Origin of the sequence: Bradyrhizobium mercantei, assembly GCF_001982635.1 — a bacterium.
GTDB classification, from domain to species: Bacteria; Pseudomonadota; Alphaproteobacteria; order Rhizobiales; family Xanthobacteraceae; genus Bradyrhizobium; species Bradyrhizobium mercantei.
In genome coordinates this window covers 608,734-630,048 of the sequence record NZ_MKFI01000004.1, presented here as the reverse complement: position 1 = coordinate 630,048, position 21,315 = coordinate 608,734, and the positions used below count along the sequence as shown (strand labels likewise).

Here is a 21,315-nt window from a genome sequence, read left to right as displayed (position 1 = left end):
GCGCAGCGCGCGCGGAAGGATGGATTGCTTCGTCGCTTTCGCTCCTCGCAATGACGGTGTGGATGGATTCGCGCTTGTTGAGATTGAAATTGCGACCAACTCACGCCGAAAGCCAAAGATCGTGCCAGCTCGTCGAGCCCCAGCGCGGCGTGTTGGAGTGGTTGCGCGCCTTGGCCGTGATCACGGTGACGAAGATCTGCTCGATCGGCATCCAGACCGGCAGCTCGGTGTTCACCTCCTTGACGAAATCGGCATAGAGCGCCTTGCGCTTGACCGGATCGACCTCGGTGGCGGCATTGTCGATGGTGGCATCGACGGTCTTGTCCTCCCAGCCCCACTGGTTGGTCCACGGCGCGCCCTTGGGCTGGCCGGAGCGGTACCACACCGTGGTCGAGACCGCGGGATCGTTGCGGTACTGATGCCAGCCGGTGGCGAGATCGAAGGCGTGGTCGTCATAGACCTGCTTGAGGAAGCCGCCGCCGTCGTTGCGCACGATGTCGACCTGGATGCCGACTTCGCCCAGCGACTGCTGGATGAAGGTCGACCACAGCGAGATGTCCTCGCCCCACGGCGCCGGCAACAACTTGAGCGCGAAGCGGTTGCCGCCTGATGCCTTGAAGCCGGCCTCGTCGAGCAGCGCGATCGCCTTGGCCTTGTCGTAGGGATATTGCGGCGTGTTCGGCCCGGGATAGAAATCGGTCGAGGTCGACGGGATCGGCCCGGTGCCGAGCTTGGCGAAATCGCCGAGGAAATTCTCGATGAAGAACGGCACGTTGATCGCATGCGCGATGGCGCGGCGGACCCGGATGTCGGCCAATTCCTTGCGGCGGAAGTTGAACTCGATGGTGTTCGTGCGGGCGTTGCCCTCGTTGCCCTTGGTCGAAACGATGAAGCGCTTGTCCTTGCCGAGCCGCGCCATGTCCGAGATCGTCAGGCCCGAGAACGGGCTGTAGTGCAGCTCGCCGGCCTCCATCTGCGCGGCCGCGGCGGCGCGGTCGGTGATCACCTTCCAGACGATGCGGTCGAGATAGGGCGCGTTCGGCCGCCAGTAGTCCGGGTTGCGGTCGGCGATGATGTATTGCCCGCGCTCATATTTGACGAATTTGAACGGCCCGGTGCCGACCGGCGCCAGATTGGTCGGGTTCTGCCTGATGTCGCCGCTCTCATAGAGATGCTTGGCCGAGACATAGCCGAGGTCGGGCAGGGCGCGGAGCAGCAAATTCAGCGGCATCGGCCGCTCGTAGCGGAAGATCGCGGTCTGCGGATCGGGCGTATCGACCGCCGTGAGGAACAGCTGCAGCGTCGATCCGTAGTTGAGGATCTTCTTCCACATGTTCATCGCGGTGAAGGCGACGTCCTCCGAGGTGAACGGCTTGCCGTCGTGCCAGGTGATGCCCTTGCGCAGCTTGAAGGTGACGGTCTTGCCGTCCGGTGTCGCCTCCCAGCTCTCGGCGAGCACGCCGACCGGCTGGCCGTTGGCGTCGAGGTCGACCAGATTCTCCTGGATCTTGCCGCCGATGATGTAGACGCCGGTCGAGGCCTGGATGCTCGGGTTGAGCTGGCGCTGCTCGGCACCGTAATGGACGTTGAACACGCCGCCCTTGCGCGGGGTCTCCTGCGCGAAGGCCCGCATCGGATTGATGACGTTGGCCGCAATCGCGGCCGAGGTCAGAAGGGCCGTGCGGCGGTTGATCTCGAGGCGGGACAAATCCATACGCGGGGTCTCCGGAACATACATAAAGGCTTGGATCGAGCGGCCAGCGGATCGGTCGTGGCGCCCGTCTGCGATGTTACCTTGGAATGGGAACCTGAGTCATTTTCTAATGCCTCGGCCTTTTGGAGGATCGTTTCCGAAACCTGAAGTGGCGTGCCGCAGCACGTCGCAACCCGGATTGCGCGCCACATTGTCGCGCGCCGGCGGCGCAACAAGCGGCAAGTGATTCTCTCGAGGGGGCGTTTCGGGAGCCCCGAAGCGGCGCAAAGCCTGTAATTTTAGGGGTCGGAAGCGCCTTGACTGGAAAAAACACTGGAAAAAACCCTGATTCGGGCTCTGTCCACAGCGATATTGTGGTGGGGAGTGCAGAAAACACTGTTTTTCTCGGCGTTTTCCGCCATATCGTGCCCACTCCAGAATCAATGGAGCAACCATGGCTACCCAACTGTCGAAGTCGCAAGTGATCGAGAAGATCGCGACCACCACCGAACTCTCCAAGCGCGACGTCAAGAACGTTTTGGACTCGCTCGTCGATGTCGGCCACAAGGAGCTGAAGAAGGCCGGGGTGTTCCTCGTCCCCGGCTTCGCGAAGTTCGTGGTCGTCAAGAAGCCTGCGACCAAGGCGCGCAAGGGCACCAACCCCTTCACCGGCGAAGAGATGATGTTCAAGGCCAAGCCGGCCCGGAAGATCGTCCGTGCACGGCCGGTCAAGGCCGCCAAGGACGCGGTTTAAGAATAGAAGGCCTCCGGTGACGGAGGCCTTTTGCTTTTGGGCCGTTAGCCAGCCGCAGTAGGTTGCCTGCCCGCGAGAGTGTTCGAGCGAAATGGACACCGGCTCGCATGTGGAAACGCTCCGAAGCAAGCATCCGGAACTCCGGTCCTGGTTAAGCCAGACCGGAGTTCTGGATCACCGGAGTGCTAGACGACCGGCGACCGGCCACCATCGACATTGATGGCGGTGCCGGTGATGTAGGAGCCTTGCTCCGAGGCCAGGAAGCAGGCGAGGTTGGCGAACTCCTCTGCCGTGCCGATGCGGCCGAGCGGCGTGCCCTTGGCAAGGCCCTTGGCGAATTCTCCGAAATCCGTGTCCGGCGCCTGGGCAGCATGCCGCTTGACCCATTGATCGCTCATGATCAGGCCGACAAGCAGCGCATTCACCAGGATGTTGTGCTCGCCGCCTTCATTGGCCATCACCTTGGTCAGTGCCATGCCCGCGGCGCGCGACACCGAAGTCGGCGCGGAATTGCCGGCCGGCGCCTTGGCGAAGGTGTTGAGCACGTTGATGATGCGGCCCCATTTGCGCTGCTTCATGCCGCCCCAGACCAGCCGGCTGAAGCGGATCGCGGCGAACAGCTTCAGGTCGAGGTCCTCCTGCCAGGCCTCGTCGCTGATGCTCTCGAACGCCAGCGTGCGCGCCGTGCCGGCATTGTTGACCAGCACGTCGATCTTGCCGAGGTCCGCTACGATCTGGTCATGGGCCTTGCTGATGTCGGCGGCCTTCGCGACGTCGCAGACGTAATCCCGTACCACGAGGCCGTCCTTGGCGAGCGCCTCGCGCGCCGCGGCGAGGTCGGCCGCACCGCGGGCGAGGATCGCGACCTTGGCGCCGGATTCGGCAAACCGCCGCGCCACCGCGATCCCGATGCCCTTGCTGCCGCCGGTGACCACCGCGACGCGGTCTTTCATCGATAGGTTCATTGTTGTTCTCTCCGATGGATCAAGGTCCCGGAGAGACGCTATCAAACCGACAGCGCGACCAACAAGGTCATGCAGAGCAGGTGTGCCGTGACAATAATCGCGAGATGGAGCGGGCCGGGCATCGGGGTCCTCCATGATGGTGCGGTGTGAGGCACTTCGTCAGGTGAGCATCTCGGTCGTCTCCCTCCCCCTGAAAGGGGGAGGGCGGGGTGGGGGTTGCTCTCCACGGGCGCGGGCATTAGCGGAGAGAGCCGATCCCCACCCGGATTGCGCCTGCGCGCAATCCGACCTCCCCTTTGCAAGGGGAGGTGAAGCAAGCGCTAGTTCAAACTTGCGGCTGCGGTAAAACTGCGGTCGACGGCCTTGCCGACATCGAGCGTCTTGCCGAGGATGCCGTAGCGGGTGGCGCGATCGGAGGCGGCCTGTATTTCCTTCACCACGGCCTCGTCGATCGCGATCGGCGATGTCTTCTGCGCGGTATAGGCGGCGAGCAGCACGTCTTCCGGCAGCTTGGTCAGCTCGGCGGTGCTCCCAGCATATTCTGCGAGATGGTCGAGTGACCACAGCCGCGCCTTGTTGAGTCGCTGCACGAGGTCCTGAACCGCAGCGCGCTTGGTCGCGATCGCGGTGTCGGACGCGACGATGAAGGTGATGGTCGGCGTCAGACCGTCGCCGTCGGCAACGACGCGCGCCTTATCCTTCAGCGTGGCATAGGAGATGTAGGGCTCCCACACCGCCCAGGCGTCGATCGAGCCGGCGAGCAGCGCGATCTTGGCATCGACCGGGCCGAGTGGGGCGAACGTCGCCTCCTCGATTTTGCTGCCGGCCTTCTCCAAGGTCGCGTTGATCAGGAACTGGCCCCAGCCGCCCCGCGTGCCGGCGAGCCGCTTGCCTTTGAGATCGGCTGCCGTCTTGATCGGCGAATCCCCGCGCACCAAAATCGCCTGCGTCCGTGCATCGGACCGCGTGCCGCCGATCGCCTTGATCGGCGCGCCCGACGCGTAGACCGTCAGGAACGACAGGTCACCGGTGTAGCCGACGTCGAGCGCGCCGGCATTGATCGCCTCCAGGATCGGCGCAGCCGCCGGAAATTCCGACCACTCGATCTTGTAGGGCAGGTCCTTGGCGAGGCCGGATATCTCCAGCAGCGAGCGGTTGCCGCCCTTCTGGTCACCAACCCGCAGCACGATCGCATCAGCCGCGAACGCTGCGGCCGATGTCGACAGCGTGATCACCGCCGTGATCAGGGCGGTCGCGGTGCGGCGGGTGAGAGAATAGCGGGAGCCCGGGCGGGCGAGTTTGTGCATGTCCGTTTCTTTCCGATTCATTCGCTGCCCGGCGGGAGGTACGGCAGCGTTCGATCAAGTCTATGAGACGGCCGTGCGCCGTCAACGAAACGGAAAACTGAAATCAGTCTGCGCGCAGCAAGGATGATCTCGCCGAACCGTTATGCGTAGAAGACATCGCGCTGATGAACGGCATTCGCTCAAATTTGGTGCAATCGATGCGGCGACGTTGCGCGCCTGCGTCGCAATATCTGCAAAAATCCTTTCATCGTCGTGCGATGCGATCGTGGAGAGTTCAGCTGCTCCGCCGACAACATTCGAAATTCCATTTCATTGACGGTGAACCTGCCGCGCCGCATCATTTGCGGGTTGCTTGAGTGCAATAGCGCCGGAGAAATCCGCTTTTTCTAAAACCATGAGCTTCGAACGACGGGGCGCGCGGACGGAGACGTTTTGCGTGCGGGGCGGAGCCTTGCCGAAATGCAGGAGTGATAATGTCTGTCGACAACAAGAAAACGGTGATGGATCGCCGCACCTTGCTGCGTGCGGGCGCCGCCGCGGCGTTTGCCGCACCGCTCGGCGCCTATGGCGCGCAAGCCTTCGCGCCGCGCGCGATCACGCCCGCGATCGACTTCTCCGAATTCCCGATCTGCAAGACCGCCTCCGATGCGCCGCCGTTGACGGGCGCGCCGCGCAAGCTGAAGCTGTCCTGGAATGCCGGCGCGGTCTGCCTCGCGCCGCTGCCGGTCGCGATCGACCACGGCTTCTTCCAGAAGCAGAACCTCGACGTCGAGCTCGTCAATTATTCCGGCTCGACCGACCAGTTGCTGGAGGCGATCGCCACCGGCAAGAGCGACGCCGGTCTCGGCATGGCGCTACGCTGGCTGAAGCCGCTCGAGCAGGGCTTTGACGTTAAGATCGCCGCCGGCACCCATGGCGGCTGCATGCGCGTTCTGACCCGCACCAATTCCGGCGTCGAGAAGCTCGCCGACCTCAAGGGCAAAATCGTCGCGGTCGGCGATCTCGCTGGTCCCGATAAGAACTTCTTCTCGATCCAGCTCTCCAAGCTCGGCATCGACCCGGTGAGGGATGTCGACTGGCGCGCCTATCCCGGCAATCTCTTGAACGTCGCGGTCGAGAAGGGCGAGGTGCAGGCCTTCCTGTCGTCGGACCCGCTGGCCTATCTCTGGCTGAAGGATGCGCAGTACAAGGAAGTCGCCTCCAATCTCGACGGCGAATACCGCGAGAAGAGCTGCTGCATCGTAGGTCTCCGCGGCAGTCTGGTCCGCGAAGAACCCCATGTCGCGCGCGCCATCACGCAGGCGCTGCTCGATGCCGCGATGTTCACCTCGCAGAACCCGGACAAGGCGGCGAAGTCGTTCCAGCCTTACGCGCCGAAGGCGGCGAGCCTCGCCGATCTCGAGGCGATGGCGCGCTACCACACCCACCATCATCATCCGACCGGCGAGGTGCTGAAGCGCGAGCTCAAGGGCTACGCCGACGATTTGAAATCGGTGCAGGTGTTCAAGCAGAGCACCGACACGGCCAAATTCGCGGAGCGGATCTATGTCGACGTATTCAGTGTCTGACACGACGGCCGCCGCGCCGCGCGCCGCGGTCACGCTCGCGGACCTCTCCGGCAGCTATGGTGTCGGACTTGCGGCGAGCCTCGTCTGGCTCGCCTTCGGCCTCTCGTGCCTCTATTGGCCCGATGTCGGCGACTGGTCGCGGACCGGATCGCTCGGCATCGGCGCGATCGTGATCGCCGCCTTCATCCTGTTCGGTACATTCAGCGCGGACTATCTCGGCGGCGCCGGGCAGGCGTTGCGCAAGCGTGCGCCGTGGCTGGTGGCGTTCGGAGCGTTCGTCACGCTGTGGGAGGTCGCCACCGCAAAGTTCGCGTGGCTGCCGCTGCCGTTCTTCCCGCCGCCGCAGTCGATCCTCGAGGTCTATACCGACGATCTGCCAAAACTGCTCGACAGCGTGTTCGCCTCGATCAAGCTGCAGCTTGGCGGCTACATCATCGGCGCGACCATAGGCTTCATCACCGGCGTCTCGATCGGCTGGTCGCAAAAGATCGGCTATTGGGTGCATCCGGTGCTGCGCTTCATCGGCCCGCTGCCGGCCACCGCCTGGCTGCCGATCGCCTTCTTCACCTTCCCGTCGAGCTGGAGTGCGTCGACCTTCCTGATCGCGCTTGCGACCGGCTTCCCGGTGACGGTGTTGACCTGGTCGGGCGTGGCGAGCGTCAGCAGCGCCTATTACGACGTCGCGCGCACGCTCGGCGCCAAGCCGTCGTTCCTGGTGCTGAAGGTCGCGATCCCCGCGGCGCTGCCGCATGTGTTCGTCGGCCTGTTCATGGGGCTCGGCTCGTCCTTTGCCGTGCTCGTGGTCGCCGAGATGATCGGCGTCAAGGCCGGGCTCGGCTGGTACCTGCAATGGGCGCAGGGCTGGGCCGCCTATGCCAACATGTATGCGGCGCTGATCGTGATGTCGCTGCTCTGCTCCGGCGCGATCACGCTGCTGTTCCGCACCCGCGACCGCCTGCTGGTCTGGCAGAAGGGTGTCGTCAAATGGTAGTGCAATCCGCTGCCGAAGCGATCACCTATCCTGCCGTCGGCGCCGAGCTCGACATCGAGGGCGTCAGCCATGCCTTCGATATCGACGGCGCTGTCCTTCCCGTGCTCGACAATGTCAACCTCGCGATCGCGCCGGGCGAGTTCGTCGCGCTGCTCGGCCCGTCCGGCTGCGGCAAGTCGACCCTGCTGCGGCTGGTCGCCGGGCTGGAGAAGCCGCGCATTGGCTCCTTGCGGGAGGACGAAGCCCGCATCAGCGGCCCGCATCCGTCGCGTGTCGTCGTGTTCCAGGATCCGACGCTGTTTCCCTGGCGCACGGTGTGGGACAATGTCGCGCTCGGGCTGGAGGCGCAGGGCATCCTGAAAACGCAGCGCCACCGGGTCGATGATGTCATCGAACTGGTGGGGCTGTCGTCGTTCCGCAACGCCTATCCGCATCAGCTCTCCGGCGGCATGGCGCAGCGCGTGGCGCTGGCGCGCGCGCTGGTCAACGATCCGAAGATCCTCGTGCTCGACGAGCCGCTCGGCAAGCTTGATTCGCTGACGCGGATCGCGATGCAGTCCGAGCTCGTGGCGCTGTGGCAGCGCAAGGGCTTTACCACGCTGCTGGTCACCCACGACGTCGAGGAGGCGCTGGTGCTCGCCAACCGCGTCATCGTGCTGTCCGACCGGCCGGCGCGGATCAAGGCCGACATCGCGGTCGGGCGGCCGTACCCGCGGCATCGCGGCGATCCCCATCTGGCCGGGCTGCGCAAGCAGATCCTCGGCCTGCTCGGACTGGAGGCGACGTGGTGACATCTGCGGCGAAGGAGCTGCCGCCGGCGAACGAGCCGGAGTCCATTGCGCATGCCTTGCGGCTCGCCGATGTGTTCGCCGCGCGTGCGCCCGCCCATGATCGCGACGCCAGTTTTCCGTTCGAGAACTTTGCCGATCTGTCGCGCGAGGGCCTGCTGGCGCTGACCGTGCCGGTGGCGCTCGGTGGCGGTGGGGCGGGTGCCCGCGAGGCCACGCGCGTGCTCGGCATCATCGGCAAGGCCGATCCGTCGACCGCGCTGGTGCTGTCGATGCACTACATCCAGCATCTCGTCATGGCGCGCAGCACGCGCTGGCCCGCGCGTCTTTCGCGCAAGCTCGCAAAGGAAACGGTCGAGGGCGTGGCGCTGATCAACGCGCTGCGCGTCGAACCCGAGCTCGGCTCGCCGGCGCGCGGCGGCCTGCCGGCGACCACGGCGCGCCGCACCGAAACCGGCTGGCGGCTGACCGGCCGCAAGATCTATTCGACCGGCGCGCCGATCCTGAAATGGTATTCGGTCTGGGCCAAGACAGACGAACCGGAAACCCGTGTCGGATTGTTTCTGGTGCCCGCCGGACTGCCGGGAACGCGGATCGAGGAGACCTGGGATCATCTCGGCTTGCGCGCCAGCGGCAGCCACACCGTGGTCTTCGACGACGTGGTGTTTCCGCTGGATTACGAGATCGATGTGCGCAGGCCCGACGACTGGAAGGTTCCTGACGTCACCCAGGCGACCGTGCATGCGATCTTCGTCGCCGCGATCTACGACGGCATCGCCCGCGCCGCCCGCGACTGGCTGGTCACCTTCCTGAAGGAGCGGGTGCCGGCCAATCTCGGCGCGCCGCTCGCGACATTGCCGCGGATGCAGGAGGTGGTCGGCGGTATCGAGGCGCGGCTCGCCGTCAATGCCCGCCTGATCGACAGCTTCGCCGCCGACTTCGATAACGGCTTCCAGCTCTCCGCGATCGAGTCTAACATCATCAAGCTGACGGTGACCAATAACGCCGCGGCAGTGGTGGAGGATGCCTTGTCGCTGACCAGCAATCACGGCCTGTCGCGAACCAATCCGCTGGAGCGGCATTACCGCGACGTGCTGTGCGGCCGCGTCCATACCCCGCAAGACGATGCCACCCGTGTCTCCGCCGGACGCTTTGCGCTGGGCGTCTGAAAGAACAATTGCCAACAACAACGGAGTTCCCGTCATGCCGGTCGAGTTCATCGGCTTCATTACCAACAACAACGCCTCCGAGACCATCGTTCGGTCAGGCCCGGTGCTCGATCCGCCCTATATCGAGACGGTCGCCAAGGCGCACGAGCTCGCCGGCTTCGACCGCGCGCTGCTCGCATTCCACTCGACCACGCCCGATGCATTGCAGGTCGCGCAGCATGTCCTGACCATCACCAAATCGCTGAAGGTGATGATCGCGCAGCGGCCGGGCTTCACCGCGCCGACGCTGCTGGCGCGCCAGCTTGCGACGCTGGATCAGTTCTATGGCGGCCGCGTCTCGCTGCACGTCATCACCGGCGGCAATGCGATCGAGCTGCGGCAGGACGGCAACACGCTCGACGACAAGGACGAGCGCTACGCCCGCACCAGCGAATTCCTCGACGTGGTGCGGCTGGAATGGACCAGCGAGAAGCCGTTCAACTACGGCGGCAAATATTACAACGTCGAGAACGGCTTCTCGCAGGTGAAGCCATTGCAGAAGGGCGGCATCTACACCTTCGTCGGCGGCGGCTCGGACGCCGCGGTCGAGGTCGCCGGCAAGCACGCCGACACCTTCGCGCTGTGGGGTGAATCCTACGCGCAGGTGCGCGACGTCACCGCGCGGGTGCGTGCGGCCGCGGCCAAGTACGGCCGGCCGACGCCGCGCTTCAGCCTGTCGGTACGGCCGATCCTGGCCGACACCGAGGAGAAGGCGTGGGCGAAGGCCGAGCATATCCTCGAGCGCGCCACCGCCTTGCAGGACCAGACCGGCTACCGCCGGCCCAACCACGCGACTGACGGCGCCAAGCGGCTGCTGGCGCTGGCGGATCAAGGCACCCGCATCGACAAGCGGCTGTGGACTGAAATTGCAAAACTCACCGGCGCCAACAGCAACACGACAGCGCTGGTCGGAACCCCCGAGCAGGTCGCGGAGGTGTTCGCTGATTACTACGATCTCGGCGTCAGCCACTTCCTGATCCGCGGGTTCGATCCGCTGGTCGATGCCATCGACTACGGCCGCGCGCTGATCCCGCTGACCCGCAAGCTGATCGAGGCGCGCGACCAGCCGCGCGGGATCGCCGCCGAATGATCCGTTTCATTGTCGCGGCGGCGCTTGCGCTCGCCGCCATCGGTGCCGCCGCCGCGCAGACCACGCTGCGCGTCGGCGACCAGAAGGGCAATTCGCAGGCCGTGATGGAAGCGGCCGGCGTGCTCAAGGACGTCCCCTACAAGATCGAATGGAAGGAGTTCGCCGCCGCGGCGCCGCTGCTGGAGGCGTTGGGTGCCGGCGCGATCGACACCGGCCTGGTCGGCGACGCGCCGTTCACCTTTGCCGCCGCGGCCAAAATTCCGGTCAAGGCGATCGCGGCCGTGCGGCAATCGCGCGACGGGCTTGCGGTCGTGGTGCCGGAAAATTCTCCGATCAAGAGCTTTGACGATCTGCGCGGCAAGAAGATCGCGACCGGCCGCGGCTCGATCGGCCATCAGCTGATCCTGGCTGCGCTGGAATCGAAGGGCTGGCAGGCCAGCGACGTGCAGATCGTGTTCCTCGCGCCATCGGATGCGAAGGTCGCCTACACCCAAGGCGCTGTCGACGCCTGGTCGACCTGGGAGCCGTATGTGAGCCAGGAAGAGGTGCTGTTCAAGTCGCGCCGCGTCATCACGGCCGACGGCATCACACCCGGCCTCGGCTTCCAGGTTGCGACGCCGGATGCGATCAAGGACAAGCGCGCCGAGCTCGAGGATTTCGTGCGCCGGCTCGCCGCCGCGCGCGCATGGTCGCAGAGCAATGTCGAGGGGTACGCTGCGACCTGGGGCAAACTGATGAACATCCCGCCCGCGGTGCCGCTGAACTGGTTGACGCGCGCCAGGATCCGCATCGTGCCGATCGACGACGGCGTGGTGGCCGACGAGCAGAAGACCATCGATCTCTACGACCGTTGGGGCCTGATCCGGCAGAAGATCAACGCCGCCGACATCGTCGACCGCTCGTTTGCGGCAGCCGTTGAGAAGGGCGCGGGGTTGTAGGGAATTTTGCGAGCGACACCAGCGTCGTCCTGGCGAAAGCCAGGACCCATTACCACCGAATTTGATAGTGAGCGGGATCGCGGCCCCAGCGTCGTACAACAACTGCCATCCGGGGTAATGGGTCCTGGCTTTCGCCAGGACGACGGGTGCTTATACGATTTCTGAATATTAGAAATATATTCCTGAGTTGCCCGACGTGTCAAGCTGTGTTGTCGAGGGCCGGCGGCCGTCAGCTCCTTTGCATGGGGTTGTTTTCGGTATTTTGCCGGCGCAGCTGTGGCCTCGCACTATCGGACCGCTAACGAACCCGTGATCTCAAAAAACATCCATTCGTCCGCGGGCTGCCACACGGCAAGGATTTTCCCCGTTTGGCGCATTCCAGAACCGCAACGTTGCTATTTTCGCGCCGGCCTTGCCGCGCCCTCCGGCGCCGCCAAGATCAAACACACGAACAATCGAGTCCGGGAGATCACCGTGGGCCTTCAACAAACTCGTATCGAGTCGCTGCCGTTTGTGACTGCTGAACTGAATTACCTCGCGCCGACGCCGGGCAAGCCCCGCACCTACGCTTTCGACCCGCCGCCCGGCGAACCCAAATCCACCGCGCTGCCCGAAGCCCATAACGTTCCGATCTTCGACGGACGCTTGATCGCTGACAGCTTTTCGCTCGACCGCGAGGGCTTTGCGCTGGTCAGGCATCCGACCGTGGTGAAGGACTATTACGACGACAATGAAGTCCGCAACGTCTACTACCCCGCCGTCGAAGCCTTCCTGAAGGCGACGCTGAAGGCGGATCGCGTTGTCATCTTCGATCACACCGTGCGCAAGCGCGTCGAAGGTGCGGCCGACATCCGCGGCGGCGGACCGCGGCAGCCTGCGACGCGCGTCCACGTCGATCAGACCGACGTCTCCGGCCGCAATCGCGTCTTCGAGCATCTGCCCGACGAGGCCGAGCAGCTGCTCAAGGGCCGCGTCCAGGTGATCAACCTGTGGCGACCGATCCGTGGCCCCTTGCGCGATTCACCGCTGGCGATGGCCGACGGCAGCACCGTTGCCCCGGAAGATCTGATCGCCTCCGACCTGATCTATCCGAACCGCAGCGGCGAGACCTATTCGGTGAAATACAATCCGAACCATCGCTGGTTCTACATTCCCGAGATGACGCCGGACGAGGCGATCCTGCTGAAATGCTATGACTCGGCGACCGACGGCCGGACCCGGTTTGGGCCGCATACCGCGTTCGTCGACCCGACCACGCCGGCCGACGCCGCGCCGCGCGAGAGCATCGAGCTCCGGACACTGGTGTTCCATAAACAGTAGTCACAAAACAGGTGCGCTGCCTCTCCCGGTTGCGGGGGAGGCAAGTACCGAAATTGCTGTGCCTTCAAAGTTGGCACCATCAGCCCAATAATGTTACGCCCTCCCCACAATGCTCGGGGAATAGGCTACTCATGGACGGCGTGGTGACGAAGGAAGAGGCGGGGATCGGGTTCCGCGCCCTGGTTCTTGCACTTCTGGCATTGGCCTGCGGCCACATGCTGTCGACGCTGCTGCGGACGATCCCGGCGATCAGCCTCGATTTGATGGCGCGCGACTTCGGTACCTCGCCGCAGGCGCTGGCGAGCCTCACCTCGATCTATCATTTCTCCTTTGCCGCCTCGCAGATCCCGGTCGGTGCCGCGATGGACCGCTTCGGCGTGCGGCCGGTGTCGCTGAGCCTGCTCGCCGGTACCGTGGTCGGGACGCTGGTCTCGGCGATCGCGACGGGGCCCGCGAGCTTCGTGCTCGGGCAATTGATGCTCGGCGTCGCCACCTCGGGCATGCTGATGTGCCCGATGACGCTCGCCGCCAAGCAGATGTCGGCGGCGAAATTCGGCCTGTGGTCCGGCCTGATCCTCTCGATCGGCAATATCGGCATGCTGCTGTCGGCGAGCCCGCTCGCCTTCGTGGTCGATCAGTTCGGCTGGCGCGCCGGCTTCTGGGTGTCGGCCGGCTTCGGCATCGTTGTGCTGATCGCGGTATTCGCGCTGGTGCCGCGGCAGCCGGCGGCGCATGCGGACGACTCCTCGCCGCTGCACCAGATGGCCGAGGTGCTGCGGCTCGGCCTGTCGCGCGGCCTGCGCGGGCTGATCGCGCTGTCGCTGGTGTCGCTCGGCGCGTCCCTGACCTTGCGCGGCCTGTGGGGCGGGCCGTGGCTGATGGACGTCAAGGGGTTGAGCCGCATCGAGGCCGGCAATGTGCTCGGCCTGTTCACGCTGGCGATGATCATCGGTCCGGCCTGCATCGGCGCGTTCGATCGCAAGTTCGGGCACCGCCGCACCATGGTGGCGGCGACGCACGCCATCGCCGCGCTGTTGCTGGTGCTGATGGCGGCCGGCGCGCCGCATTTCCCGGTCTCGAACCTGTTCGGCGTGGCCGTGATGCCGACGCAATATGACCTGTTGCTGCTGATCCTGATCGGGCTCGCGACGTCGGCACAGCCCTTGATCTACGGCATGACGCGGCAGCTGGTTGACGCCCAGAACACCGGCAAGGCGCTGTCGTCGGTCAACCTCGCCTTCTTCCTCGGCGCGGCGCTGCTGCAATCAAGCACCGCCGGCGTCGCGGCGCTGTTCGGGTTGCCCGCCGTGCTGCTGTTCATCGCCGGCGCCCTGGTGATCGGCACCGTGCTGTTCTGGGTCTATACCAAGGCGTAAACTCGGTTTAGATCGTCTGCGCCTGCTTGCGGATCTCGTTGGCAAGCGGTCGCAGCTGCTCGGCCGCGCCCGGTCCCACGACGCTATAGCCCATGCCGCCATCGGCCCAGGAGAAGCCGGTGAAATCGCTGCCCGAATGCGGCGCCATCGGTGCGTTCTGGTCCGATGTCATCGGCCGCGTCAGCACGACCAGCCGGTCTCCCCGATCGTCGTCGTACATGAACATCGCCGCCGGACCATGCGCGGTCGGCACCACGCGTCCACCCATCAAACGGTATCCCGACTTGCTCAGGTCAGGCAGCTTGACCGGCTGGTGCAATCGGCTGGAAACCCACGCCACGAGCTCGGTGCTGTCACGCAGCTCGACCGGCCGGGTGTGATCGGAGGCGTACACGTGATAGGAATCGCTGGCTTCCTGGGCGAGCGCGGCAAGGCCGCCCGCCGGCGCCTCGGTCGCGCTGCGGATCGACCAGCCACTGATGCCGCCGATTGCGAGCATCAGCATCGCCGCGATCGCCCAGCGGAACGACGATGACGACGTGCGGCGGCGCCTGCTCTCGATGATCCTCGACAAATTCAGCTGCGGCGGCAGCGGCTCCTCGGCGATCGGTGCAAGTGCCGAGCGCAGCCAGCAACGCTGATCGGAAAACGCAGCAACGCGCTTTGCCACATCGGGATGGTTTTCCAGATAGGCCGCGACCTCCGCCTGGCGCTCCGGCTCGAGCGCGTGATCGACATAGGCGTGCAGATCGTCTTCCGAGATGGGACGATTGCTCATGGGATGCTCCGCAATTGCACGACGTTCCTCTGCTGGTTGTCGGCGGGATTCTCGAGTTCCTGCTGCAATCTCTCGCGCGCCCGCGACAGGCGCGACATCACGGTGCCGATGGGGATGCCGAGCACCTTGGCGGCTTCGGCATAGCTCAAATCTTCAACGGCGATCAGCAGCAGCACGGATCGCTGCTCGTCGGGAAGCCTGGCGAGCTTCCCGAGCACGTCCTGATACATCAGTTTCTGTTCCTGCTCTGCAGCTCGCCCGATCTCGTGCTCGCCGGCCTCGTCGATGGTGACGTGCTGGATGCGCGCGGACGCGCTGCGGAACTGGTTGATGGCAAGGTTGTGCAGGATGGCAAACAGCCACGACTTTGCGCTGCCGGTGTCGCGCCGCTGGTCCCAATGGCTGACGGCGCGCTCCAGGCAGTCCTGCACCAGATCGTCGGCCGCCGCGCGGTTGCGGACCAGCGAGCGTGCGTAGCGGCGCAGCGCTGGAATCACCGGCTCGATCTGGTGCAGCATGTCGCTCATGGCGTCTGGACCTGCACGGCCGCGCCGAACTTCGACGGCTCGCCGGGGGCGATGACGAGGTAGCGCCGTTCGGCCTTGGCCGAGCTTTGCACGATCTGCCGGATCGGGCCAGACGCATTGACGATCGCGGAGCCCGCGGGGTTGGTCATGAAGGCGGCGAGCGGTTGCGCCGTGCCGGTCCCGTCGGCCTTGTCGCTCAGCGCCAGCACGTAATGCTGCTTCGGCTCGAGGCCGGTGACGGAGGCTTGCAGAACCTGGATCAATCCCTGGTCGAACAGCGAGACGGTGGTCGGCGGCTTGTCGCCCTTGGTTTCCTTCTTTGGCGCGAGCGCAAGATGGGCGACCTGGCCGGCCACGCCGAGCGCCTGCAGGTTCTGGCGATCATCGGGATTGGGCGCGGCGTTCGGCACATAGGCGATCGCTTGCGGTGCCTGGCCGATCGGGATGTTGGCGATCACCTTGTTGGTGGCGGTGTCGATCGCCGCGAGCGCGTCCGCATTCTCCAGGCCGACATAGATCCGTGTGCCGTCACCCGAGGGCCAGACGCCGTGCGGCAGGTTGCCGACCGGAATCGTCGCGACCTGCTTGAAGTCGTCGGTGCGGAACACCTTGACCTCGTTGGTGCCGCCGATCGTGACGTAGGCGAAAGTACCCTTCGCCGTCTTGGCGAAGTTGACATGGTTGGTGATCGGACCGGTGTCGATCGTCTTGATCGGATTGAATGGCGGCCTGGCGTTGAAGACCTGGGTCTTGCCGGTGTCCTTCAGCGTGAACCACACCTGATCGCCATCGGGCGAGGCCGCGATGTTCGGGCAGAACGGGCTCTCCTGCTTCACCTTGGCGACGATCTGGTGGTCGGCGACCGAGACCACGTCGGTTTCCGGATTGAACGACGAGCAGATGTAACCGTACTTGCCGTCGGGCGAGAAGATCTGCATGCCCGGTCCCGGCGGCACCTCGATCCGCGTCGTTTCCTTGAAACTCTGCGGGTCGATCACCGAGATGTAGTTCTCGCCGCGCACGGTGACCCACACTTCCTTGCCGTCGGGCGTGAAGAACGCCTCGTGCGGTGATCGTCCGACATAGGTGACGTGCTTGACCGTGTTGGTCGCCGCGTCGATGAAGGTCACCGAGTTGGAACCGATCGAGACCACCGCGAGGGTATGGTGATCGGGCGAATAGCCCATGCCATGCACCAGCACCTGCCCCTTGTAGAGCGGGCTGAAATTGCCGGGTTGCGGATCGCCGAGCCGGATCACGCCGAGCAGCTTGTTGTCGACGGGGTCGGTGACCGACACGGTGTTCGAGAATTGCTCGGCCGCATAGACGCGGTCGTGATGGCTGACCGGAATGTCCGGCGATGAGGCGGCGCCCGGCGCCTGGCCGGCGAAGGCGGAGGTCGACATCGCGACCACGGTCGTGGCCAACAGGGCGGTCAGGAATTGGCGGTTCATTGCGTCGCGCTCCTACTTCTTCATCTCATGGGACATGTTCATGTGGTCGTGCGTGGTCGTGGCCGCCGGCGCGGGTTGCGTCGGGGCCGGCGCGGATGCCGTGACCGGCTCGCCGATCGCGAGCTTCATCGCGTCGATCTCCTGCTGCTGTTCGACGATGATCTCCTGCGCGATGCGGCGGAGTTGCTCGTTCTTGCCGTAGCGCAGTTCGATCACGGCCATGTCGATCGCGCCCTGGTGGTGCGGCGTCATCATCGCGACGAAATCGCGATCGATGTCGCCGCTCGGCTTGGCGGCCATGTCGGCCATCATCTTGTTCATCGCGGCGTCGTTCTCGGCGAGGAATGCGCTTTCCTCCGCGGTCGGCGCGTTCTGGGCCGGCTGATGGGCCTCGTGCGCGAGCACAACCGGAGAGGCGGCAAGGGCAACCAGGACGCGCACGCCGAGCAGCGCGGCGCCGAGGCCGGGTTTGAAGAAGCGCAGGATCATCGGGTTCACCCCAAGGGCTGTCAGACGGTTGTCGGAGGGTTGTCGGAGAAGGTCTCCGCGAACCGGCCGCGACCGGTCCACGCATGCTGTTCCGTTCAAAAATTCAATCGGCTTGCATGGGTGGGACGCAATGGCGCGTCTTCTATTCCGTGGCGAAACGAAGAATTCTCGCCGATCACGACTTGCTGATCGATGGAATCATCGGTCGCAACGAGAGGGCCGGTTTGCGGTCACGACGCCTCTGGCTATAGGATGGAACCCGACGCTCCCGCTGTCCAGTATAACATCACCAATCAGCGCAACCCCGTGCGCCAACAAGGCAAAGATGTCCGCCAAGATCGATCCGATCACCCGCTCCGTCGTCCAGCACCGCCTGTCGTCGATCGTCAAGGAGATGGGCGAAGCCATGCTTCGCACCTCCTATTCGCAGATCCTCAATTCCAGCCGCGATTTTTCGCTGGCGATCTGCGACACCAATGGGCGGCTGATCGCGCAGGCCGATCACATTCCGGTGCATGTCGGGGCCTTGCCGTGGGCGACGCTCGCAGTCGAGGAGCGCTTCAAGGATGTCGCGGCCGGCGACGTCATCCTGCTCAACGATCCCTATCAGGGCGGCAGCCATCTGCCTGATCTCACCGCCTTCGTGCCGGTGTTCGACGGGGGAAAAAGGCTGCTGTGGACCATCGTGCGTGCGCATCAGAGCGACATCGGCGGCGCCACCCACGGCGCCTACAATCCCGGTGCGACCGAGATCTATCAGGAAGGCATCCGCATTCCGCCGATCAAGCTCTACGAGGCCGGCAAGCCGCGTGAGGACCTGCTTGATCTCTTGGCGCTGAACATCCGCAACCCCCGTGAATTCCGCGGCGACCTCGCAGCGATGCTGGGCGCCGCGCATCTCGGCGAGCGCCGGGTTGCAAAACTGTTCAGCGAGTTCGGCGCCGAGACCGTCGAAGCTGCGATCGAAGCCATTCTCGATGCCACCGAGCAGCAGACCCGCGCGGTGGTGTCGAGCTGGAAGGACGGCGTGTTCTACGGCGAGGCTTTGCTCGACGATGACGGCCATGGCCGCACCGACATCAAGATCGCGGCCAAGGTGACCAAGAAGGGCAGTGACATCGAGGTCGATCTCACCGGCTCCGATCCGCAGTCGACCAGCTTCGTCAACTCCTCGCATGCCAACATGCAAGCCGCGGTCGCGATGGCCTTCGCCTATCTGATCGACGCCGATATCCCGAAGAACACGGGCGCGCTGCGGCCGCTCAAGGTGGTGGCAAAACAAGGCACCATCGTCTGGGCCGATCCCGGCCGTCCGGTGACCTTGTGCACCAGCCATCCCTCCAACGAGATCGTCGAAGCGATCATCAAGGCGATGTCGGCGTCGTGTCCGGATCGCGTGATGGGCGGCTGGGGGCGACGATTCCGGATCGCGATCCAGGGCGAGGATCCGCGCAACGGTCGCAATTTCATCTGGCACATGTTCCAGGCGCGGCCCGGCGGCGGCGCATCGCCCGGCGGCGACGGTTACTCCTCGATCGGCGAGTGGCACTCGGTCGGCGGTCTCAAATTCGGCAGCATCGAGGTCGCCGAAGTGCGCTTCCCCCTGCATTTCCGCCAGCATGAATTCCGCCCCGACTCAGGTGGTGATGGCCAGCATCGCGGCGGACTCGGCGTGGCGCTCGACATGGTGCTGGAGACCGACAAGCCGGCCAAGGGCAACACCGCCGGCGACGGCGCGCGCCACGGTCCGTGCGGCATGCTCGGCGGCAGGGACGGCCAGCCGCATCACTATCGCCTCTTGTCGGAAGGCCGCGAACCGCGCGTGTTGAAGACCAAGGAGGTCGGCATCGAGCTCCGCCCCGGCGACTGCCTCGAGATCCGCTCGTCCGGCGGCGGCGGCTGGGGGCCGCCGGAGAAACGAACGACGGAGGCGCGGACACGCGACGTCGCACAGGGTCTGGTTTCGAAGGCGGTATAGGGTGGTGATGTACACGATTGGGGTTGACGTCGGCGGCACCTACACCGACCTGGTTGCGACGGATCAAAGCGGGCGCACCGTTTTCGCGAAATCACCGTCCACGCCGGCCGACCAGTCGGTCGGTGTGATGGCGGGACTGGAAGAGCTGGCGCGCCGCCTCGGCGTGACGCGCGCGGCGATGCTGGCCGCGACCGATCGCCTGGTGCACGGCACGACGGTTGCGACCAATGCGCTGCTGGAGCGCAAGGGCGCCAAGGTTGCGCTCTTGACCACCGCGGGCCATCGCGACGTCGTCGAGATGCGCGAAGGCCTGAAGCCCGATCGCTACGATCTGCGTACGCCGCCGCCGGAGCCGCTGGTGCCGCGCGAGCGCCGTTTCGGCGTGCGCGAGCGGTTGAAGGCCGACGGCAGCGCCGCGGTTGCACTCGATGCGGCCGCACTCGGTGATGTCATCGCCGAGGTGAAACGGTCGGGCGCGAATTCGGTCGCGGTCTGCTTCCTGCACGCCTATCTCAACCCGGCGCATGAGCTCGCCGCGGTCGAGCGGCTTGCCAAAGAGCTGCCCGATGTCAGCGTGTCGCGCTCCAGCGACGTGCTGCCGCAGATCAAGGAATATGAGCGCGTCTCGACCACGATCGTGAATGCCTATGTCGAGCCGACGGTGCGGCGCTATCTGACCAATCTGGAGCGCAGCCTGCATGAGGCCGGCTTCAAAGGCTCGCTGTTCGTCGTGCTGTCGCATGGCGGCATGGCGCCCGTGGAGGAAGCCTCGCGGCTCGCCGCGGGCACCGTGCTGTCGGGCCCGGCCGGCGGCATCTCCGGCAGCCGCCGCTGCGCCGAGATGCTTGGGATTCCCGATCTCGTGCCGTTCGACATGGGCGGCACCTCGACCGACATCTCGCTGATCGCGGATGGCCAGGCCTCGTTGTCGGCCGATGGCATGCTGGCAGGCCAGCGCATCGCGCTGCGCAGCCTCGACATCGCCAGCATCGCGGCCGGCGGCGGCTCGATCGCTGGTGTCGACGGCAGCCGCACGCTGCGGGTGGGACCGGAGAGCGCGGGCTCGGTGCCGGGCCCGGCCTGCTACGGCAATGGCGGCACGTCGGCCACCGTCACCGATGCCAATGTCGTGCTCGGCTATCTCGATGCCGCCGCCTTCATGGGCGGCGCACGGCCGCTCGATCGTGCCGCGTCGGAAGCCGCGGTGGACCAGATCGCGCAGGCGCTCGAGCTGTCGCGGATCGAGGCGGCGGCCGGCATCTACAAGATGATCAATCTGAAGATGGCCGACGGCATCCGCCTGATGACCTTGCGCCGCGGCGTCGATCCGCGCAAATTCGCGCTGCTCAGCTTCGGTGGCGCGGCCGGCATGCACGCCGCCGAGGTCGCGCGCGAGCTCGAGATCAAGCGCATCATCGTGCCGACGGTGGCCTCCGTGCTGTCGGCCTGGGGCATGCTGACCAGCGATCTGCGCTATGAGGTCAGCCGCACGCATTGCGGCACAGGGCGGATTTCCGCCGATGAGGTGCGGGCGCTATTCGCCGCGCTGGAGGAGCAGGCCGCAGGCCGGCTGCGGCAATGGCTCAAGGGCGAAATCGCGATCGAGCGCTCGGCCGAGATGCGCTATGGCGAGCAGGTGTTCGAGATCGACGTGCCGCTCGGCGATCTCGATCTCGGCGCCGCCGATCTGGTGGCGCAGATCGAGGAACGCTTCCATCGCCGCCATGAGGAGCTTTACACCTACGCCTCGCGCGGGCAGGAGGTGGTGTTCGTCAACGCCCGTGTCGCCGCGGTCGGCAAGGTTGCGCGCGGCAGCAGCGATGCCGGAAAGGCCGGCTCGGCTGAGCCCTGCGCGCCGCGCGGCAAGCGGCAGGCGTGGCTCGGGGCCTGGCGTGAGGTGCCGGTCTACGCACTCGACGATCTCAAGCTCGGCCATTCGCTCGCCGGTCCCGCGATCATTGAGGCCGAAACCACCACGGTTCTGGTCGACAGCGGCGACCGCGTCACGGTCAACCCGCTGGGCTGGCTCGACATAACATTGCGCTGAGGTCCGTCTTCGCCATCAACATTTCATTTTTCCGGCGTTGGCTT

General features: G+C 65.3%; 18 protein-coding genes. 11 read left to right on the top strand and 7 right to left on the bottom strand.

The window, feature by feature from the left end; translation table 11 throughout:
• Positions 1-100: 100 nt before the first annotated feature.
• Positions 101-1,714 carry an ABC transporter substrate-binding protein gene (locus BI327_RS21000; RefSeq protein ID WP_076862674.1) on the bottom strand — a complete coding sequence of 538 codons (1,614 nt, stop codon included), beginning with the start codon at positions 1,712-1,714 and terminating at the stop codon, positions 101-103.
• A 433-nt stretch (positions 1,715-2,147) separates the two neighbouring features.
• On the opposite strand from BI327_RS21000, the gene BI327_RS20995 reads away from it, so the two are divergent.
• On the top strand, positions 2,148-2,447 hold the full coding sequence (locus BI327_RS20995; protein ID WP_021077434.1) for an HU family DNA-binding protein: 300 nt from the start codon (positions 2,148-2,150) through the stop codon (positions 2,445-2,447).
• Positions 2,448-2,632: 185 nt separating this feature from the next.
• On the opposite strand, the gene BI327_RS20990 is transcribed toward BI327_RS20995, so the two are convergent.
• Both BI327_RS20990 and BI327_RS20985 read right to left on the bottom strand, forming a co-directional pair.
• Positions 2,633-3,412, bottom strand: coding sequence for an SDR family oxidoreductase (locus BI327_RS20990; protein WP_076862673.1), 780 nt, complete (start codon positions 3,410-3,412; stop codon positions 2,633-2,635).
• 320 nt (positions 3,413-3,732) lie between these two features.
• Positions 3,733-4,719: an ABC transporter substrate-binding protein gene (locus tag BI327_RS20985; RefSeq protein WP_076862672.1), complete on the bottom strand. Its 987-nt coding sequence runs from the start codon at positions 4,717-4,719 to the stop codon at positions 3,733-3,735.
• 473 nt (positions 4,720-5,192) lie between these two features.
• On the opposite strand from BI327_RS20985, the gene BI327_RS20980 reads away from it, so the two are divergent.
• From BI327_RS20980 to BI327_RS20945, 8 genes are all read left to right on the top strand, one after another.
• A complete protein-coding gene (locus tag BI327_RS20980) occupies positions 5,193-6,287 on the top strand; it encodes an ABC transporter substrate-binding protein (protein WP_076862671.1) in 1,095 nt (364 codons plus the stop codon).
• Positions 6,265-7,278 carry an ABC transporter permease gene (locus tag BI327_RS20975; protein WP_076862670.1) on the top strand — a complete coding sequence of 338 codons (1,014 nt, stop codon included), beginning with the start codon at positions 6,265-6,267 and terminating at the stop codon, positions 7,276-7,278. The genes BI327_RS20980 and BI327_RS20975 overlap by 23 nt, the downstream gene beginning before the upstream one ends.
• A complete protein-coding gene (locus BI327_RS20970; RefSeq protein ID WP_076862669.1) occupies positions 7,272-8,069 on the top strand; it encodes an ABC transporter ATP-binding protein in 798 nt (265 codons plus the stop codon). The genes BI327_RS20975 and BI327_RS20970 overlap by 7 nt, the downstream gene beginning before the upstream one ends.
• Positions 8,063-9,235 carry an acyl-CoA dehydrogenase family protein gene (locus tag BI327_RS20965; RefSeq protein ID WP_076862668.1) on the top strand — a complete coding sequence of 391 codons (1,173 nt, stop codon included), beginning with the start codon at positions 8,063-8,065 and terminating at the stop codon, positions 9,233-9,235. Before BI327_RS20970 ends, BI327_RS20965 begins: the two co-directional genes overlap by 7 nt.
• Positions 9,236-9,269: 34 nt before the next feature.
• Positions 9,270-10,364 (top strand): LLM class flavin-dependent oxidoreductase, encoded by a 1,095-nt coding sequence (locus tag BI327_RS20960; protein ID WP_076862667.1) that lies wholly within the window; start codon positions 9,270-9,272, stop codon positions 10,362-10,364.
• Positions 10,361-11,302 (top strand): ABC transporter substrate-binding protein, encoded by a 942-nt coding sequence (locus tag BI327_RS20955; RefSeq protein WP_076862666.1) that lies wholly within the window; start codon positions 10,361-10,363, stop codon positions 11,300-11,302. Before BI327_RS20960 ends, BI327_RS20955 begins: the two co-directional genes overlap by 4 nt.
• Positions 11,303-11,776: 474 nt before the next feature.
• Positions 11,777-12,622, top strand: coding sequence for a CmcJ/NvfI family oxidoreductase (locus BI327_RS20950; protein WP_076862665.1), 846 nt, complete (start codon positions 11,777-11,779; stop codon positions 12,620-12,622).
• A gap of 131 nt (positions 12,623-12,753) precedes the next feature.
• On the top strand, positions 12,754-13,998 hold the full coding sequence (locus BI327_RS20945; RefSeq protein WP_076862664.1) for an MFS transporter: 1,245 nt from the start codon (positions 12,754-12,756) through the stop codon (positions 13,996-13,998).
• 7 nt (positions 13,999-14,005) lie between these two features.
• Here BI327_RS20945 and BI327_RS20940 read toward each other — a convergent pair whose 3' ends face one another.
• Genes BI327_RS20940 through BI327_RS20925 form a run of 4 tightly spaced genes read right to left on the bottom strand, consistent with a single transcriptional unit; the run spans position 14,006 to position 17,246 of the window.
• Positions 14,006-14,776 (bottom strand): anti-sigma factor family protein, encoded by a 771-nt coding sequence (locus tag BI327_RS20940; protein ID WP_076862663.1) that lies wholly within the window; start codon positions 14,774-14,776, stop codon positions 14,006-14,008.
• Positions 14,773-15,303, bottom strand: a complete 531-nt coding sequence (locus BI327_RS20935) for an RNA polymerase sigma factor (RefSeq protein WP_076862662.1) — start codon at positions 15,301-15,303, stop codon at positions 14,773-14,775. The genes BI327_RS20940 and BI327_RS20935 overlap by 4 nt, the downstream gene beginning before the upstream one ends.
• Positions 15,300-16,757, bottom strand: a complete 1,458-nt coding sequence (locus tag BI327_RS20930) for a YncE family protein (protein ID WP_076862661.1) — start codon at positions 16,755-16,757, stop codon at positions 15,300-15,302. Before BI327_RS20930 ends, BI327_RS20935 begins: the two co-directional genes overlap by 4 nt.
• Positions 16,758-16,769: 12 nt before the next feature.
• Complete coding sequence (locus BI327_RS20925) at positions 16,770-17,246, bottom strand: DUF305 domain-containing protein (RefSeq protein WP_076862660.1); 477 nt, start codon at positions 17,244-17,246, stop codon at positions 16,770-16,772.
• A 325-nt stretch (positions 17,247-17,571) separates the two neighbouring features.
• Here BI327_RS20925 and BI327_RS20920 point away from each other — a divergent pair, with 325 nt between their 5' ends.
• Both BI327_RS20920 and BI327_RS20915 read left to right on the top strand, forming a co-directional pair.
• Entirely contained in the window at positions 17,572-19,224 is a 1,653-nt protein-coding gene (locus BI327_RS20920) for a hydantoinase B/oxoprolinase family protein (protein ID WP_076862659.1), read from the top strand.
• Between the two features lie 7 nt (positions 19,225-19,231).
• Positions 19,232-21,271, top strand: coding sequence for a hydantoinase/oxoprolinase family protein (locus tag BI327_RS20915; RefSeq protein ID WP_076863131.1), 2,040 nt, complete (start codon positions 19,232-19,234; stop codon positions 21,269-21,271).
• Positions 21,272-21,315: the final 44 nt, after the last annotated feature.

Bases quoted from the DNA above. Each gene is read 5' to 3' on its own strand.
- BI327_RS21000 (WP_076862674.1), bottom strand. From the start codon at position 1,714: ATGGATTTGTCCCGCCTCGAGATCAACCGCCGCACGGCCCTTCTGACC.
- BI327_RS20995 (WP_021077434.1), top strand. From the start codon at position 2,148: ATGGCTACCCAACTGTCGAAGTCGCAAGTGATCGAGAAGATCGCGACC.
- BI327_RS20990 (WP_076862673.1), bottom strand. From the start codon at position 3,412: ATGAACCTATCGATGAAAGACCGCGTCGCGGTGGTCACCGGCGGCAGC.
- BI327_RS20985 (WP_076862672.1), bottom strand. From the start codon at position 4,719: ATGCACAAACTCGCCCGCCCGGGCTCCCGCTATTCTCTCACCCGCCGC.
- BI327_RS20980 (WP_076862671.1), top strand. From the start codon at position 5,193: ATGTCTGTCGACAACAAGAAAACGGTGATGGATCGCCGCACCTTGCTG.
- BI327_RS20975 (WP_076862670.1), top strand. From the start codon at position 6,265: ATGTCGACGTATTCAGTGTCTGACACGACGGCCGCCGCGCCGCGCGCC.
- BI327_RS20970 (WP_076862669.1), top strand. From the start codon at position 7,272: ATGGTAGTGCAATCCGCTGCCGAAGCGATCACCTATCCTGCCGTCGGC.
- BI327_RS20960 (WP_076862667.1), top strand. From the start codon at position 9,270: ATGCCGGTCGAGTTCATCGGCTTCATTACCAACAACAACGCCTCCGAG.
- BI327_RS20955 (WP_076862666.1), top strand. From the start codon at position 10,361: ATGATCCGTTTCATTGTCGCGGCGGCGCTTGCGCTCGCCGCCATCGGT.
- BI327_RS20945 (WP_076862664.1), top strand. From the start codon at position 12,754: ATGGACGGCGTGGTGACGAAGGAAGAGGCGGGGATCGGGTTCCGCGCC.
- BI327_RS20940 (WP_076862663.1), bottom strand. From the start codon at position 14,776: ATGAGCAATCGTCCCATCTCGGAAGACGATCTGCACGCCTATGTCGAT.
- BI327_RS20935 (WP_076862662.1), bottom strand. From the start codon at position 15,303: ATGAGCGACATGCTGCACCAGATCGAGCCGGTGATTCCAGCGCTGCGC.
- BI327_RS20930 (WP_076862661.1), bottom strand. From the start codon at position 16,757: ATGAACCGCCAATTCCTGACCGCCCTGTTGGCCACGACCGTGGTCGCG.
- BI327_RS20925 (WP_076862660.1), bottom strand. From the start codon at position 17,246: ATGATCCTGCGCTTCTTCAAACCCGGCCTCGGCGCCGCGCTGCTCGGC.
- BI327_RS20920 (WP_076862659.1), top strand. From the start codon at position 17,572: ATGTCCGCCAAGATCGATCCGATCACCCGCTCCGTCGTCCAGCACCGC.
- BI327_RS20915 (WP_076863131.1), top strand. From the start codon at position 19,232: ATGTACACGATTGGGGTTGACGTCGGCGGCACCTACACCGACCTGGTT.